Annotated in this window: 13 protein-coding genes and 1 pseudogene; 11 read left to right on the top strand and 3 right to left on the bottom strand. The window is 76.3% G+C overall.

Annotated elements, in window-relative coordinates; genetic code table 11:
- Positions 1 to 47: 47 nt before the first annotated feature.
- Positions 48 to 1,190, top strand: a complete 1,143-nt coding sequence (locus tag GCE86_RS32355; protein ID WP_154227220.1) for a sensor histidine kinase — start codon at positions 48 to 50, stop codon at positions 1,188 to 1,190.
- Positions 1,187 to 1,792: a response regulator transcription factor gene (locus GCE86_RS13115; RefSeq protein WP_154227219.1), complete on the top strand. Its 606-nt coding sequence runs from the start codon at positions 1,187 to 1,189 to the stop codon at positions 1,790 to 1,792. Before GCE86_RS32355 ends, GCE86_RS13115 begins: the two co-directional genes overlap by 4 nt.
- Before the next feature lie 55 nt (positions 1,793 to 1,847).
- On the opposite strand, the gene GCE86_RS13110 is transcribed toward GCE86_RS13115, so the two are convergent.
- On the bottom strand, positions 1,848 to 2,588 hold the full coding sequence (locus GCE86_RS13110) for an ArsR/SmtB family transcription factor (protein ID WP_154227218.1): 741 nt from the start codon (positions 2,586 to 2,588) through the stop codon (positions 1,848 to 1,850).
- Between the two features lie 129 nt (positions 2,589 to 2,717).
- Here GCE86_RS13110 and GCE86_RS13105 point away from each other — a divergent pair, with 129 nt between their 5' ends.
- Complete coding sequence (locus GCE86_RS13105; protein WP_154227217.1) at positions 2,718 to 4,940, top strand: glycoside hydrolase family 43 protein; 2,223 nt, start codon at positions 2,718 to 2,720, stop codon at positions 4,938 to 4,940.
- Positions 4,941 to 5,177: 237 nt separating this feature from the next.
- On the opposite strand, the pseudogene GCE86_RS13100 reads toward GCE86_RS13105, so the two are convergent.
- Positions 5,178 to 5,546, bottom strand: a pseudogene (locus tag GCE86_RS13100) (2'-5' RNA ligase family protein); the annotation flags it as partial.
- Between the two features lie 121 nt (positions 5,547 to 5,667).
- Between GCE86_RS13100 and GCE86_RS13095 the strand changes: the two are divergent.
- The 8 genes from GCE86_RS13095 (at position 5,668) to GCE86_RS13060 (ending at position 13,649) form a co-directional block, all read left to right on the top strand.
- Positions 5,668 to 6,726: a cytochrome P450 gene (locus GCE86_RS13095; protein WP_239542435.1), complete on the top strand. Its 1,059-nt coding sequence runs from the start codon at positions 5,668 to 5,670 to the stop codon at positions 6,724 to 6,726.
- Complete coding sequence (locus tag GCE86_RS13090; protein WP_154227216.1) at positions 6,723 to 7,508, top strand: isocitrate lyase/PEP mutase family protein; 786 nt, start codon at positions 6,723 to 6,725, stop codon at positions 7,506 to 7,508. Before GCE86_RS13095 ends, GCE86_RS13090 begins: the two co-directional genes overlap by 4 nt.
- A gap of 109 nt (positions 7,509 to 7,617) precedes the next feature.
- A complete protein-coding gene (locus GCE86_RS13085) occupies positions 7,618 to 8,583 on the top strand; it encodes a hypothetical protein (protein ID WP_154227215.1) in 966 nt (321 codons plus the stop codon).
- Between the two features lie 4 nt (positions 8,584 to 8,587).
- Positions 8,588 to 10,192 (top strand): asparagine synthetase B family protein, encoded by a 1,605-nt coding sequence (locus tag GCE86_RS13080; RefSeq protein ID WP_154227214.1) that lies wholly within the window; start codon positions 8,588 to 8,590, stop codon positions 10,190 to 10,192.
- A 49-nt stretch (positions 10,193 to 10,241) separates the two neighbouring features.
- On the top strand, positions 10,242 to 11,066 hold the full coding sequence (locus GCE86_RS13075) for a MerR family transcriptional regulator (RefSeq protein ID WP_154227213.1): 825 nt from the start codon (positions 10,242 to 10,244) through the stop codon (positions 11,064 to 11,066).
- 96 nt (positions 11,067 to 11,162) lie between these two features.
- Complete coding sequence (locus GCE86_RS13070; RefSeq protein ID WP_154227212.1) at positions 11,163 to 11,636, top strand: DUF1203 domain-containing protein; 474 nt, start codon at positions 11,163 to 11,165, stop codon at positions 11,634 to 11,636.
- Between the two features lie 39 nt (positions 11,637 to 11,675).
- Entirely contained in the window at positions 11,676 to 12,611 is a 936-nt protein-coding gene (locus GCE86_RS13065) for a PfkB family carbohydrate kinase (protein ID WP_154227211.1), read from the top strand.
- A 45-nt stretch (positions 12,612 to 12,656) separates the two neighbouring features.
- Entirely contained in the window at positions 12,657 to 13,649 is a 993-nt protein-coding gene (locus GCE86_RS13060) for a linear amide C-N hydrolase (protein WP_154227210.1), read from the top strand.
- 43 nt (positions 13,650 to 13,692) lie between these two features.
- Here GCE86_RS13060 and GCE86_RS13055 read toward each other — a convergent pair whose 3' ends face one another.
- Positions 13,693 to 15,147 carry an LVIVD repeat-containing protein gene (locus GCE86_RS13055; protein ID WP_154227209.1) on the bottom strand — a complete coding sequence of 485 codons (1,455 nt, stop codon included), beginning with the start codon at positions 15,145 to 15,147 and terminating at the stop codon, positions 13,693 to 13,695.
- Positions 15,148 to 15,243 lie beyond the last annotated feature (96 nt).

The raw sequence follows: 15,243 nt of genomic DNA, 5'->3' as shown, positions 1-15,243 counted from the left end.
TTCCGCAGGGGTGAACCGGGCGGCCGGCGGCCCTAGGATCGGCGGACATGACGGTCGACGCGGCGGATCGACGGCTGCGGCGGGCCCGGCAGCTCACCCTGCTGTCGCTGGCGACGAACGTCTGGACCACCCTGCTGCTGCCCGGCGTCGGGCTGGCGCGGGAGCCGGACCCGCGGCGCCTGGCGCTCGGCGTGCTCGGGCTCGCCGGTTTCACCGCCGCCCAGGCCGCGGTGCTGCACGCGGCGGTCACCCCCTGGCTCGCCGGGCGGGACCGGCGCCGCCGGCACGCCGCGCTGGCGGTCGCCGCCCTGCTCAGCCTGCCGCTGGTCGGCCCGGTCGCCGCGGGCGCCTGGCCCACCTGGGCGTGGCTGGGTGCGTCGCTGGTCGGCATGTCGCCGCTGCTGTTCCGGCCGCTGCCCGCCCTGTTCGCGGCGTTGGCGGTGCTCGGCGCCTCGGCCGCCGTGACGCGGGTGACCGGCGGTCCGCTGCCCACCGCCCTGCTGGTCACTGGCGGCGTGGGCGCCGGCATCGCCGGGGTGACCTGGCTCCAGGTCTGGTTCTGGGACGTGGTCGTCGAGGCCCGGCAGGGGCAGGCCGCCCGGGCCCGGCTCGCCGCCGCCGAGGAGCGGCTGCGCTTCGCCCGCGATGTGCACGACCTGCTCGGCCACGACCTCACCGTGATCGCGCTCAAGGCGGAGCTGGCCGAGCGGCTCGCACCGGTGGACGCCGCCCGGGCCGGCCGGGAGGCGGCCGAGGTGCGCCGGCTCGCCGGGTCCGCACTGACCCGGGTACGCGAGGCGGTGCACGGCTACCGCGCCGTCGACCTGGCCGAGCAGCTGGCGGCGGTGGGGGAGGTGCTGCGCTCCAGCGGGGTGCGCTGCACCGTGGTGCCGCCCGCCGGCGAGCTGCCCGCTGCCGTCGCCGCCGACCTGGCCGCCGTGCTGCGCGAGGCGGGGACGAACGTGCTGCGGCACAGCCGGGCCGGCTGGTGCCGGATCGAGCTCTCCCGGGAGGACGGCCTGGTGACCATGACCGTACGCAACGACGGCGCGAGCGGCGCCGGCCCGGACGGGTTCAGCGGCGGCCTGCGCGGGCTGGCCGACCGGCTCGCCCCGGCCGGCGGCAGCGTTCGCGCGTACGCCGAGGACGGGGTGTTCCACCTCGTGGCGACCGTGCCGGTGACCGCGTGATCCGGGTGCTGCTGGCCGACGACGAGGAGCTGATCCGCCTGGCCCTCGCGGCCCTGCTCGACCTGGAGCCGGACATCGAGGTGGTGGCGCACGCCGCCGATGGCCGCTCCGCCCTCGACGCGGCGCTGGCCCACCGCCCCGACGTCGCCGTGCTGGACCTGGAGATGCCGGCGCCCGGCGGGGTCCAGGTCGCCGCCGAGCTGGCCCGCGTCCTGCCCGGCTGCGCCACGGTGATCCTCACGGGGCACGGCCGGCCCGCCCACCTCCGGCCGGCGCTGACCGCGGGCGCGCGGGGGTTCCTCGCCAAGGGCGCCCCCGGTGGCGCGCTGGCCGACGTGATCCGCCGGGTGCACGCCGGCGCCCGGTACGTCGATCCCGCCCTCGCCGCCGAGGCGCTGACCCTGCCCGAGTGCCCGCTCACGCCGCGGGAGCTGGAGACGCTGCGGCTGGCCGAGCTGGGCACGCCGGTCGCGGTGATCGCCCGGCGGACCCACCTGGCGGCCGGGACGGTCCGCAACCACCTGGCCGCGTGCGTGCAGAAGCTCGGCGCCGCCGACCGGGCCGAGGCGGTCCGGCGGGCCCGCGAGGCCGGTTGGCTCTGACCCGGCCGGCGACGGCTCAGGCGCGGGCGGGGCCGCGGGGGCGGTTGGCGACGGCTCAGGCGCGGGCGGGGCCGGTGTCCCGGGAGGGTGGGGCGAGGGCGGCCGGGTCGAGCGCCAGGGCCGCGGCCAGGGCGGGGCGGCCGGCCGGGGTGAGACGGAGCGCCCGGCCGGTGCCGCGTGCCGTCCAGCCGAGGTCGAGGAAGCGCCGGCAGAGCGCGGCGCCGAGCGCGCCGGCCAGGTGGGGGCGGCGCTCGGTCCAGTCCAGGCAGTCCCGGACCAGGGGCCGCCGGGCGGCCCGCAGCGGTTCGACGGGCACGCCGAGGTCGGTCAGCCAGGTGATCCCGGCCGGGGTCACCGCCAGCCCGCCGGCGCGGTCGAGCACGCCCCGGGCCAGCAGGGCGTCGTGCACCAGTACGCCCAGCCGGCCGGCCAGGTGGTCGTAGCAGGTCCGGGCGTACGCGAGGGACGCCTGGGCGGACGCGGCGCGCAACGTGCGGGGCGGGGTCGCCGGGGCGGGCGCCCGGCCGGCCAGGTCCTCGATGAGCTGGGCCACCGACGGGTCGGCGAGGCGCATGTACCGGTGCCGGCCCTGCCGCTCCTCGGTCAGCAGTCCACCCCGGACCAGGCGGGTGAGGTGGTCGCTCGCGGTGGACGGCGCCACCCCGGCCGACCGGGCCAGCTCGCCCGCGGTCCACGCCCGCCCGTCGAGCAGGGCGAGGCAGAAGCCGGCCCGGGTCGGGTCGGCGAGCAGCGCGGCGAGCCCGGCGAGGGTGTGTCCGTCGGTGCGGGTGGTCATGCGGCAATGCTGGCACGTGAATCGTTCGGCACCCACCGACACGTGCGCGTCGCGCTTTACATCGTTGTCTCCAACGTTGTAGAAACGGGGGCACCGCAGTGACCTCCGTCTACCTCCAAGGCAGGCCTGATGGGACACCTCCACCGCGGCGGCGTGCTCGCCGCCGCACTCGCTCTGCTCCTGACGACGACCACGGCCGCGGCCGCCGCACCGGCGGCCGCGGCAGCCGACCGCTACCGGAACCCGGTCTCGGCCGGCTTCGCCGACACCTTCGCCGACCCCGTCGTCGTCCGCGGCGACGACGGCCTCTGGTACGCCTTCGGCACCTCCGACCCGCTGCGCGAGGGCGAACGCCAGGCGCACCGGGTGCCGATCGCCCGCTCGGCCGACCTGGTCGACTGGACCTACGTGGGCGACGCCTTCGCGCCCGACCAGCGACCGTCCTTCGCCGCACCCGGGGCCGCGTTCTGGGCGCCCGACGTGCGCCGGATCGGCGACCGCTGGGTGATGTACGTGACCGTCACCGACACCACCGTCTCCGGCGACACCTTCGACACCGCGATCGGGGCGGCCACCGCGCCCACCCCGGCCGGACCGTGGACGTTCGCCGACTCGCCCGTGGTCGCACCCCGGCCGGGCGGGGGCGGCGGCTACCTCTGGACCATCGACCCGAGCCAGTTCACGGACGTCGACGGCCGGTCGTACCTCTACTTCGGCAGCTACTACGGCGGCATCTCGGTCACCGAGCTCACGCCCGACGGGCTGCACGCGGTCGGCACGCCGAGCCTGGTCGCCATCGACAACAAGTTCGAGGGCGGCTACGTGCTGCGCCACGACGGCTGGTACTGGCTGTTCGCCTCCACGGCGAACTGCTGCGCCGGCCCGGCCACCGGTTACTCGGTGCAGGTCGGCCGGGCGCGCGACCCGCGTGGTCCGTTCGTGGACCGGGACGGCCAGCGGCTGGACGTGTCCCGGGCCGGCGGCACGCCGGTGCTCACCCAGAACGGCAACCGGTGGATCGGCACCGGGCACAACGCCGTGCTCACCGACCTCTCCGGGCAGGACTGGATCGCCTACCACGCGATCGACCGGGCCGACCCGTACCTGGACGAGCCGTTCGGGATCAACGAGCGGCCCATGCTGCTGGACCGCCTCGACTGGGTGGACGGCTGGCCGACCGTCAACGCCGGCGCCGGCCCCTCCGAAGACGCCCGGCCCGCGCCGGTCACCACCGGCCGGGTCGACGCCCGCTTCGACACCGCCGACCTGGGCGGCTGGCGGGGCGGCACGGGCCACTGGCGGGTCACCGGCGGCGTACTGGCCGGCACCGGCACGCTGACCGCCCGGGCCGGCCTCGGCGGCGACGTACGGGCCGAAGCCGACCTGCGGTTGGCCGGCGCGGACACCGCCGGGCTGCGGCTCGGCCGGGTGGACGTCACGGTCGGCGGCGGCCGGCTGACCGCCCGGGAGAGTGGCGGCGCGACGGCGAGCGTGCCGCTGCCCGCCGGTCTCGACCTCACCGACCGGCACAACCTGGCCGTGGAGATCCGTGACCGCCGGCTCGTCGCCGAGCTGAGCCCGGCCCGCCTCGGCGACCAGCTCGCCGTGGTGGCGCTGACGCTCACCCGGCCCGCGGCCGGTCCGCTCGCGCTGCGCGCCGACGGCGGCCCGGCGGAGTTCGACAACGTCAGCGCGGCAGCGCTGTACCGCCCGGTCCGGCACACCGTCGCGCCGCCCCGCGTCGGCCCGGTGCTCGCCGGGTACTCCGACGAGTTCACCGGCGGGCTCGACCCGGCCTGGCAGTGGATCCGGCCCAACCCGGCCGCCACGGTGACCGGCGGGGCGCTGCGCTGGCCGGTCGAGTCGACCGACCTGGTGGGCACCGGCAACACCGCCGGGGTCCTGCTGCGCGACGCGCCGGCGGGCGACTACGTCGCGGAGACGAAGGTGACCCTCGACCTGGGCGAGGACGTCGTCCGCAACTACCAGCAGGCGGGCCTCGTGGCCTACGTGGACGACGACCGGTTCGCCCGGCTCGCCCAGGTGGCCATCTGGAACACCCGCCAGGTCGAGTACGGCTACGAGCTGCCCTTCGCCGGCCGGCCCGTTTACGGCGGCAGCATCGTCGGCACCCCGGCCACCACGACCTGGCTGCGGCTGGCGCACCACGTCGACCGGGCCACCGGCGAGCACGAGTTCCGAGCCGCCTCCAGCCGCGACGGCACGCACTGGACGTGGGGCGCGGTCTGGACCTTCCCGGCTGACACGACGCCGCGGATCGGTCTGGTCGCGCACGGCGGCGCCACCCCGGCGGTGACCGCGGAGTTCGACTACCTGCGGTTCTACCGCTGAACCGGGCGACCGGGGCCGTCCGGCTACGGGCGGCCCCGGTCCGCCGGGATCGTCCGATGACGGGCAGCCCCGGTCACGCCCCGGGGCGCGGGCAGGCCGGGTCAGGTCGCAGACCGTCCGGGTGTCGCTGTCGTAGCTGCGCGCGGCCACGAACTCCCCGCCCGGCCGGTCCGGCCCGGCGAGCGCCCGGGCCTGGCGGCGGTCGGCGTCGCGGAACCGCAGCGCCAGGCTCAGGTGCGGCACCCAGCGCCCGGGCAGGTGCCACGGCTGCGGCCCGGGCGCCCCGGCGAGCACGTCCCAGACCGCGCCGTGCAGGGCGACGAGCTGCGGCGTGGGGCGAACCAGCCACACCAGCGGCGCGCTGCCGTCGAGGACGGCCACCCGGTCCAGCCGGGCCGGCAGCGGCAGCGCCGCGTCGCAGAGGTCGGCGAGGCGCTGCTCGGCGCCGGGCGAAAACTCGTCGACCGAGGCGAGGGTCAGGTGCGGCCGGTTGGTCGGGTGCTGGTGGCGGGCCAGGCTGGGCAGGCCGGCGGCGGCGAGCCGTTCCCAGGCCGCCCGTACCGCCTCCTCCAGCTCCGGCGAGCAGAGCAGTTCGACCGTACGCACGCCGTCAGGCTAGCCGCCGGCGGTGCGCGGCGGCGTCCCGTGGGAAATGCGTGCCGTGACGAGCCGGCGGCGGCACGATCGTTCGGTCGGGACCGAAGCGAGCCGGCCCTACGGTCGGACGATGACCTGCCCGACGCTCCCGCCCGCCCCGCACACGCCGGCCTGCGGGCCACCGCTGCCCGTCCACGACGGCTGGCTGATCACCCGGCACGCCGACGTGGTCGCCGTGCTGACCGACCCCGGGTACGTGGTGCCCACCGCGCCCGGCGGACCGTACGGCACCCTGGCCTGGCTGCGCGGCGCCGTGAGCCGGTTCAGCCCGCCGGACCGGCACCCCGCCCGGCGGGCGATCGGGGTCGCCGCGTTGGCCGGCCTCGACCCGGACGAGCTGCGCGCGGCAACCGCCCGATCCACCGCCGCCCTGCTCGACGCGGTGACCCTGCCGACGGCCGTAGCGGGTCACGGCTCCGACCAGCGGGTCGACGTGATGGCACTGCTCGCGCGGCGCGTACCCCTGGAGGTGCTGGCGGCGCGGCTCGGCCTGGCCGACCCGGCGGCGGCCGTGCCGGCGGTGACCGCGGTGGCCGCGGCCTACCACCCGGGCGCCGAGCCGGCGGCCGTGGCGCGCGCCGACCGCGCGGTGGCCGCGCTGCTCGCCCTGTCGCCGCCGGCCCCGGCCGAGGCCGCCGCGAACCGGATCGGTCTGCTCGTGCAGGCCGCCGATGCCACGGCCGGGCTGATCGGCAACGCCGTCCGGTACGGGCTGGCCGCGCCGGCCACTCTCGACACCGCCGACCTGCTGGCCGAGGTGCTGCGCCTGGACCCGCCGGTGCGCGCCACCCGCCGGGTCGCGACCGGCGCGCGGCGCCTGGGCGGCCAGGAGATCGGCCCGGAGAGCGTGCTGCTGCTCCGCTTCGACGCGGCCAACCGGGACCCGGCCGTCCATCCGGACCCGGATGCGTTCCGCCCCGGCCGGCCCGGCGGGGCGTTGACCTTCGGCGCCGGTCCCCGGGGCTGCCCGGGCGAACGGCACGCCCTCGCCCTCGCCGCCGGGGTGGTCGAGGTGCTGCGCGACCGGTGCCGCCCCACGGTGCCCGCCGCCCCCGGCGCCGAGCCCGTGAGCTACGACCCACACCCCACCCTGCGTGTTCCGACCAGCCTCGAGGTGATGTTCCGATGACCGACCGCGCCGCCGCCTTCCGTGCCCTGCACCGGTCCGGCCGGCCGCTGCTGCTGCCCAACGCCTGGGACCACGCCTCCGCCGCGGCGCTCGCGGCCCGGGGCCATCCGGCCGTGGGCACCACGAGCCTCGGGGTGGCCGCGGCCGCCGGGCGGCCGGACGGGACGGGGGCGACGCGCGACGAGACCCTCGACCTGGCCCGTCGCCTGCGGGACCTGCCGGTGCTGCTCACCGTGGACATCGAGGACGGCTTCGACGCCGACCCGGCGGGGGTGGCCGGGTACGTCGGCGAACTGGCCGCGCTCGGCGTGGTGGGTGTGAACCTGGAGGACGGCCGGCCGGACGGCACCCTCGCGCCCGCGGACGAGGTGGCCGCCAAGATCGCGGCGATCCGCGCCGGGGTGCCGGGCCTCTTCGTCAACGCGCGCACCGACGCCTGGTGGCTGGGGGCGCCCGACCCGCTGCCGGCGGCGCTGGAGCGGGCGGCGGCGTACCGGGCGGCGGGCGCGGACGGGCTGTTCGCCCCGGCCGCTCCGGACGACACCGTCGAGCTGCTGGTGGCCGAGGTGGGGCTGCCGCTCAACGTGCTGCACCGGCCGGGCGGCCCGGATCTGGCCACGCTGGGCCGGCTCGGGGTGGCCCGGGTCAGCACCGGCTCGCTGCTGTTCCGCGCCGCCCTGGGCGCGGCGCTGCACCTGGCCGACGCGGTCCGGGCCGGCCGGGACGCCGGCCTGCCACCCGCACCGGATTACGCCTGGGTGCAGGACCTCGTGGCGGGATGAGGCACCTTAGGGGGGAGATAGGAGGATTGTTCGGGGAGCTGCCCGTCCTGGTGATTACGGTGTGTTTCAGGTTCGACTACGCCGTGTCCTGCCCGGAGAGGGGCCGACCATGCGAGTGCCCAGCCGAAGCCCCGGCCACCAGCCCCGGCCAGCCGTCGCGTCCGCCGCCCCCGCCCGCCGGCTGCCCCCGTCCGCCGGCCGCCGCACCCCGCCCGGGGAGCCGGACCTGGCCGCGTACCGGGCCGCCGTGGCGGAGCTGCTGGTCGAGGTGGGCGCCCTCGCGGACGCGCCGTCGACCACCGCCCGCCAGGTGCTGCTCGACCAGCGGCTGCGCGAGCCGGCCATCGCCGCCGTCCTCGACGCCACCCCGCAGGGATTCGTCGGCGCCCGGGAGACCCTGCTGCTGGAGATGGCCCGCTACCAGCCCAACGCCCGCAGCTCGGCGCACGACCTCACGGCGCTGGTCCGGATCTACCTGCTCTCCCGGATCGACGTGCTGTGGTGGCGGGACAGCGGGACCTTCCTCACCGACGGGCAGGTCGACACCAGCACCGACCTGGTCGACCTGGAGTGGCTGCGCCGGCGTGGCCTGCTCGCCTTCCGCTACCAGGAGCAGCCCGGCACCGTCGCCGGTCGCGGGCTGCGGGCGGTCCAGCGGCGGCTGCGCCCGGACGCCACCCCGCGTACCGCCGGGTTGCGGTTCCGCCGGGCGCGGCGCGAGGTGATCGCGCTGCTCAACGACCTGGGCCGGGAATTCGCCGCGATCGCTCCGCCGGCCACCCCGCCGCTCTGGGTGACCAGCCTCGCCCGCAGCGCCGAGCACCAGTACCGGCTGCGCCGGCTGGGCTACGCCGCCATGGTGCCCAGTGGGCACTGCCTCGGCTGGGCGGCCGACGTGGAACTGGAGTGGTACGGCCGGTTCGGCGTCCGGGACGTCCTCGCCGAGGTGCTCCTGGCCCGGCAGGAGGCCGGCGAGATCAACGTGGTCGACGAGGGTCAGGCCTGGCACGTGTGCCTCGCGCCCACCGCGCGCCGCCGGTACCGGCGGGCCTACGAGGCCGAGATGGGGATCTGAGCCGATGTGCGGGATCGCGCTGAGCATCGGCCCCGAGGCCGATCCGGCCGTCTTCCGGCGGATGCTGGCCGTCCTCGCCCCGCGCGGTGAGGTCACCGAGACCCGGCAGGAGAACGGCCTGCTCGCCGGCGTACGGCGGTTGCGGGTGGTGGACCGCGAGCGGGCGGTGCAGCCCTGGGTCTCGCCCGACGAGCGGTACGTCCTCTGCTACAACGGCGAGGTCTTCAACCACCACGAGCTGCGCGCGGAGCTGACGCGGCTCGGGCACGGGTTCCGCACCGGCGGCGACACCGAGGTGGTCCTCGCCGCCTTCCGGCAGTGGGGCGAGGAGGCGGTGCGCCGCCTGCGCGGCGAGTACGCGTTCGCCGTGGTGGAACGGGCCACCGGCCGGGCCTACCTGGCCCGGGACCCGCTCGGGGTGAAGCCGCTCTACTGGTCCGGTGGCCCGGGCTGCCTGCACGTCGCCTCCGAGGTGAAGGCGCTGGTCGGGCACGGCGCGCCGATCAGCGAGGTGCCGCCCGGGCACCACGGCTGGGCCGAGCCCGGCGGGCCGGTCCGGCTGCGTCCGTACGTCGACCTGCTCACCCTCGGCGCCGGGCTGCCGGTGATCGACGATCCGGACGAGGCCGCCCTGCTCGTCCGTGTCGCGCTCACCGACAGCATGCGGGTACGCCTGGACACCGACCTCACCGTGGGCGTGGTGCTCTCCGGCGGCCTCGACAGCTCGCTGGCCCTGCTGCACGCCGCCCAGCTGCACCCGGACTGCGTGGCGGTCACGGTCGGCGTGCCGGACAGCCCCGACGTGGCGTACGCCCGGCGGCTCGCCGCCGACCTGGGCGTGCCGCACGAGGTGATCGAGCTGCGCCCGCGCGACATCCGGCTGGCCGACGTGCGCGAGGCGATCCGGATCTCCGAGCTGACCGAGTACGGCGACATCATCAACGCCGTGGTCTCGGTGCCCATCTTCCGGCGGCTGCGCGAGCTGGGCGTCAAGGTGGTGCTCACCGGCGACGGCTCGGACGAGCTGTTCGGCGGCTACCCCATGTACCACCAGGTCGGCCCCGAGCGGTCCCGCCGCCTCTTCCTCCACCGAATCCGCAACCTGTGCCGCACCGAGCTGCAGCGGGTGGACCGGGCCAGCATGGGCCACGGGGTGGAGGCCCGGGTGCCCTTCCTCGACCTCAGCGTGGTCGAGCTGGCCATGCGGCTGCCGTTGGACCTCAAGCTGCGCGACGGCCAGGAGAAGTGGATCGTCCGGCGGGCGTTCGCCGACGTGCTGCCGGACTACATCCGGCGGCGGCCGAAGAACCCGATGTCGTACTCCTCCGGGCTGCACGAGCGGGCCCGGCTCTACAAGCCGCTCTTCGCCCGGCTGCACCGCTCCTTCGGCTACCCGCTGCTCGAACCCGTCCGGCGGGACTTCGACAGTGTGCTCACCCGCTGCGGCAACGACCTGGACCGGGCCATCGCCGACGGGCTGGCCCGCCCGGACTACACGGTGCTGGAGCACGCTCGGGACCTGGTGGGCGCGGCGAGGTGGAACGCCGTGCCGGTGGTCCGGCGGCTGGTCGGCCCGCGCGTCGTGCGGCGCGTCGCGTCCCGCCCGTGACCCCGGCGCTTGACTCTGACACGGTGTCAGGGACGAGCGTGAGGGGGCCATGTTCACCATCGGAGAGTTCGCCGCACTCGGCCGGGCGTCGGTCCGGATGCTGCGCCACTACGACGGCATCGGGCTGCTCCGCCCGGCCGTCGTCGACCCGCGCACCGGCTACCGGCACTACCGGGCGGACCAGCTCGGCCGGCTCAACCGGGTGGTCGCCCTGAAGGACCTGGGCCTCACGCTGGACCAGGTCCGGGCGATCCTCGACGACCGGCTGGACGTCGCCGAGCTGCGCGGCATGCTGCGGCTGCGCCGTGCCCAGCTCGCGGCGCAGGTCGCCGCCGACACCGCCCGGCTGGCCGCGGTCGAGGCGAGGCTCCGGATGCTCGATGCGGAGGGACGCATGACCACCGAGGACGTCGTACTGAAGGAGATCCCCGCGGTGCGGATCGCGGAGCTGACCGGGGTCGCCGCCGGCTACCAGCCGCCGGACATCGGTCCGGTGATCCAGCCGCTCTACCCGGAGCTGTTCCGCCGTCTGGAGGTCGCGGAGGTCCGGCCCACCGGACCGACCATCGCCTGGTACGAACCCGAGGGCGACGGCGAGGCGGTGGTGGTGCACGCCGGTGTCACCGTCGGCGTCGACCCGGCGGCCGCCGGGGACGTCGCCGTGGTCGACCTGCCGGCCCTCCCCGCCGCCGCCACGCTGGTCCATCACGGCCCGATGGACGACGTGGAGGTCAGCATGCAGGTGCTCGCCCGGTGGATCGAGGACAACGGCTGGCGGGCCGAGGGATACGCCCGCGAGGTCTACCTGGACTACTGCCCGGACGCGACCGAGAAGGGCGTCACCGAGCTGCAGATCCCGGTCTCCCGCCGCTGAACCGCCCGGCCGGGCCGCCCCCGCGGGCGGTCCGGCCGGCACGCGAGGTCCGATCGCCGCCAGCCACCGGCCGTGCCGCGGGCCAGGGTGGAGGGCATGACGACGACGCGCACCCGCTACGTGATCCAACCCGTGCCCGCCGAGGTGCTGGCCGACCTGCGGCGCACCGGCCGGGACGCCTCCGGCCAGCCGCCCGAGCGGTGCTGCGCCGAGGGCGGCGAGCCGCTGCGCTGCTGCCTCCGCGACGCCACCCCGGGCGAGGCGCTGCTGCTGTTCGGGTACGCCCCGCCGCTGCCGCCCGGCCCGTACCGGGAGGTGGGGCCGATCTTCGCGCACGCGGTCGACTGCCCCGGCCCGGCGGACGTGACGGCGTACCCGGCCGACTGGCGGGGGAGGGCCCAGGTGCTGCGGGCGTACGACCGGCGGGGCCGGATCGTCGGCGGCCGGCGGCACGACGGCGCCGACCCGGAGGCGGTGGTCGCCGAACTGCTGGCCGACCCCGCCGTGGACCGCCTGCACAGCCGCAACGTGGTGTACGGCTGTTACATGTTCGCGGTGGTCCGCGGCTGAGCCGGGCGTGACCGGCGGCGGCCGGGGTATCAGCCCGGGATGACCGGACTCGACGCGATCGTGGTGGGGCAGGTGGCCCGGGACCTCGTGCTGCGGGTGGACGAGGTGCCCGGCCCGTCCGGCACGGCTCCGGTGCGGTGCCGGCGGGAACTGCTCGGCGGCAAGGGCGCCAACCAGGCCGTCGGGCTGGCCCAGCTCGGCGTGCGGGTCGGTCTGCTCGGCGTGGTCGGCGAGGACGAGGTCGGCGACCGGCTGCTGGGCCGGGCCCGCAGCGACGGCATCGACGTGGCCCCGGTGCTGCGCCGGCCGGACACGCCGAGCGCGCTCATCGTGGACGTGGTCGACGACCGGGCGCACTGGCGCTACCTGGAGGACATCCCCGAGGCGACCCTGCTCACCGAGGCGGACGTGACCGGCGCGGCCGGGATGCTGCGGGCCGCCCGGGCGGTGGTGGTCCAGCTCCAGCAGCCGCTGCCGGCGGCGCTCGCGGCCACCCGGCACGCCCGCGACGCCGGCCGGCTCGTGGTGCTCGACGGCGCCCCGGACGACCCGGACGGCGCGGCGGAACTGCTGTCCCGGGCCGACGTGCTGCGGGCCGACGCACGCGAGGCCGGCCTGCTGCTCGGCGGCGACCCGCCGAAGGACGCCGAGGCGGGGCTGGCCGCCGGCCGGGACCTGGCCGCCCGGGGGCCGGCCCTGATCGCCGTCGAGGTGGCGGGGGAGGGGAACGCCTTCGTCTGGCGGGACGGACAGCTGTTCGTGCCGTTGAGCGAGACGCCCACGGTGGACAGCACCGGGGCCGGGGACGCCTTCGTCGCCGCCGTCACGGCCGGCCTGCTCCGCGAGGACCCGTACCCCCGGCTGGCCCGGTACGCGGTCGCGGCGGCCGGCGCGACGGTGGGCCACGCCGGGGGCCGGCCCGCCCTCACGGCGGAGGCCATCGAGGCGCAGCTGGCCCGGATCCCCGACCGCTGACGTCCGAGATGGACAACCGTCGCCGCCTCTTCTAGCGTCGCGGGCATGCGGAGGACCCTGCTCGCCACCGGGCTCGCCCTGCTCCTCGTGACCACCGCCTGTGCCGAGGGCCGCCGGTCCGCGGCGCCGGCCGGTGCCGGCACGCCGTCCGCCTCCCGTCAGGACGCGGGCCAGGTCGAGCGAACCCTGGCCAGCCTGCGCCGGGTGGACGACCTGCCGCTGTACGAGATGACGTACGACGGCGACTACGACCCGACCGTCGGCATCGCGGGCACCCCGCAGGCGTCCCCGTTCGGCTGCTCCCTCTTCGCCGCGGGCGGCGACCGGAGCCGGCCGCTGTTCGCCCGCAACTTCGACTGGGACGCGAACCCCGCGCTGGTGCTGCGCACCGACCCGCCGGACGGCCACGCCTCGATCTCCCTCGTGGACATCTCCTACCTGGGGGTCACCGCCGACCCGGCCGGCGACCGCCGGCTGCTGAACGCGCCGCTGCTGCCCTTCGACGGCATGAACGAGCGGGGCCTGGCCGTCGGACTGGCCGCCGACGACGGCGCGACCGCGGAGCCGGTCCCTGGCCGGCCCACCGTCGGCTCGGTGCGCGTCCTGCGCCTGGTGCTGGACACCGCCGCAACCGTGGACGAGGCGATCGCCGTGTTCGGGCGCTACAACCTGGACTTCGACGGCGGGCCGCCGCTGCACTACCTCATCGCCGACGCCACCGGAGCGTCCGCCGTGATCGAGTTCGTGGACGGCCGGATGCGGGCCGAGAAGGGCCGGGGCGCCTGGCAGGCGCTGACCAACGTGCCGGCCGTCGGGGTGGCCGACCGCGACCTGCGCACCGACCACCGCTACGGGGTGCTGGCCGAGGCGCTGGACCGGGCCGGCGGCGCGGTGGACGCCCCGGCCGCGCTGCGCCTGCTCGACGCCGTCCGGCAGCCGCACACCCGCTGGTCCGTGACGTACGGGCTGCGCACCGGCGAGGTCCGGCTGGTCACCGCGGGCGGCGGCGAGCGCGGCTACCGGCTGCCGATGAGCTGAGCCGGGCCCGGCCCCCCGTCGGGGCCCGGACCCGGCCGGCGCGTCACCAGCTCACGTAACCGGTCTGGGTCTGCACGTTCAGCTCGGGCACCCGGATCAGCTGCGCCACCCAGGTACGCGGGTCGCGCAGCTCCAGCACGTCCAGGCCCTTCTGGATGTCGCTGGAGTAGATGTGGCCGTTGTACCAGTAGGCCGACCAGGAGCCGCCGGTGCGCAGCTGCTCGGCGTTCAGCGGGCCCCGCTCCCAGTACGCGATCTCCTTGGGCTGCCGGGAGTTCGTGAAGTCCCACACCGAGATGCCGCCCTGGTACCAGGCCTGGACCATGATGTCGCGGCCGGGCACCGGCACCAGCGAGCCGTTGTGCGCCACGCAGTTCTCGGTGTCGGCGTTGGCCCGGGGGATCTTGTAGTAGCTGCGGAACGCGAGCCGCCGGTTGTCGCCGCGACCCGTGATGTCGTAGATGGCGTCCGCGCCGCGGTTCGGCCCGGTGGCCTCGTTGCAGGTCGCGGCGCCGCCGCCACCCAGCTCGTCGGTGAAGACGACCTTGGTGCCGGAGTTGTTGAAGGTCGCCGAGTGCCAGAAGGCGAAGTTCTCGGTGTCGCGGACCCGCTCGATCACCCGGGGCGCCTCGCGGTCGGCGATGTCGAGCAGGATGCCGTCGCCCATGCAGGCGCCGGCCGCGATGTCCTTCGCCGGGTACGCGGTGATGTCGTGGCAGCCGGTGGTGGCCGACTTCTCACCCGGGATGCCCGGGTAGCCGCCGTCCGGGAACAGGTTCGGGGTGGCCACCACGGCGGCGCCGGTCGGCGACTGCAGCGGCACCTTCACGATCGAGATCGAGTCGTGCGGCGGCTGGCAGTCCGGGAACTCGGCCCGCGGGCTGTACGACGACACGTACAGGTAGACCGTCCGGCGGTCCTTGCCCGGCACCAGGGTGTGGGTGTGCGAGCCGCACGCCGTCTCCACCGACTTCACGTAACGCGGGTTGCGCTTGTCGCGGATGTCGAAGATCTTGATGCCCTCCCAGGACCCGGCCTCGGTGGCGGGCTGGGCGACGCTGCTGCAGGAGTCGTCGCTGCGGGACGAGTCGGTGGACAGGAACAACAGGTCACCGTGGACGGAGACGTCGTTCTGGGAGCCGGGGCAGAGCACCTGGGAGACGATGGCCGGCGCGCTCGGCCGGGAGACGTCGTAGATGACGAAACCGTCGTAGTTGCCGACGAAGGCGTACCGGCCCTGGAAGGCGATGTCGGTGCCGAACGCCGTGGAGGTGTCGAACGGCGCCTGCTTCGGCAGGTTGGCGACCTGGCGCAGGTTGGGGCTGCTGGAGATCTCGTCGACTCCGGGGACGACGGCGCTGTCCACGGTGGCCGGAGCGGTCTGCGCCCGGGGGATCTCCTGGGCGCTGCTGGCGGGGGCGGTGGCGACGCCGGCGACGAGCAGGCCGGCGGCGGCGAGGCTGACGATCCGGATTCGGGACGTGCGGATGCTGATCATCGGCGGCACCCTCCGAAAGGGGATGATGATTTTCCACACCTTACCGGTCGATGACATTCATCAATGTGACCCCGGTCACATCTAAGCGGGTTTGTC

It is taken from the genome of Micromonospora terminaliae (assembly GCF_009671205.1).
Classification (GTDB): domain Bacteria; phylum Actinomycetota; class Actinomycetes; order Mycobacteriales; family Micromonosporaceae; genus Micromonospora; species Micromonospora terminaliae.
This window is presented reverse-complemented; position numbering and strand designations above follow the sequence as displayed.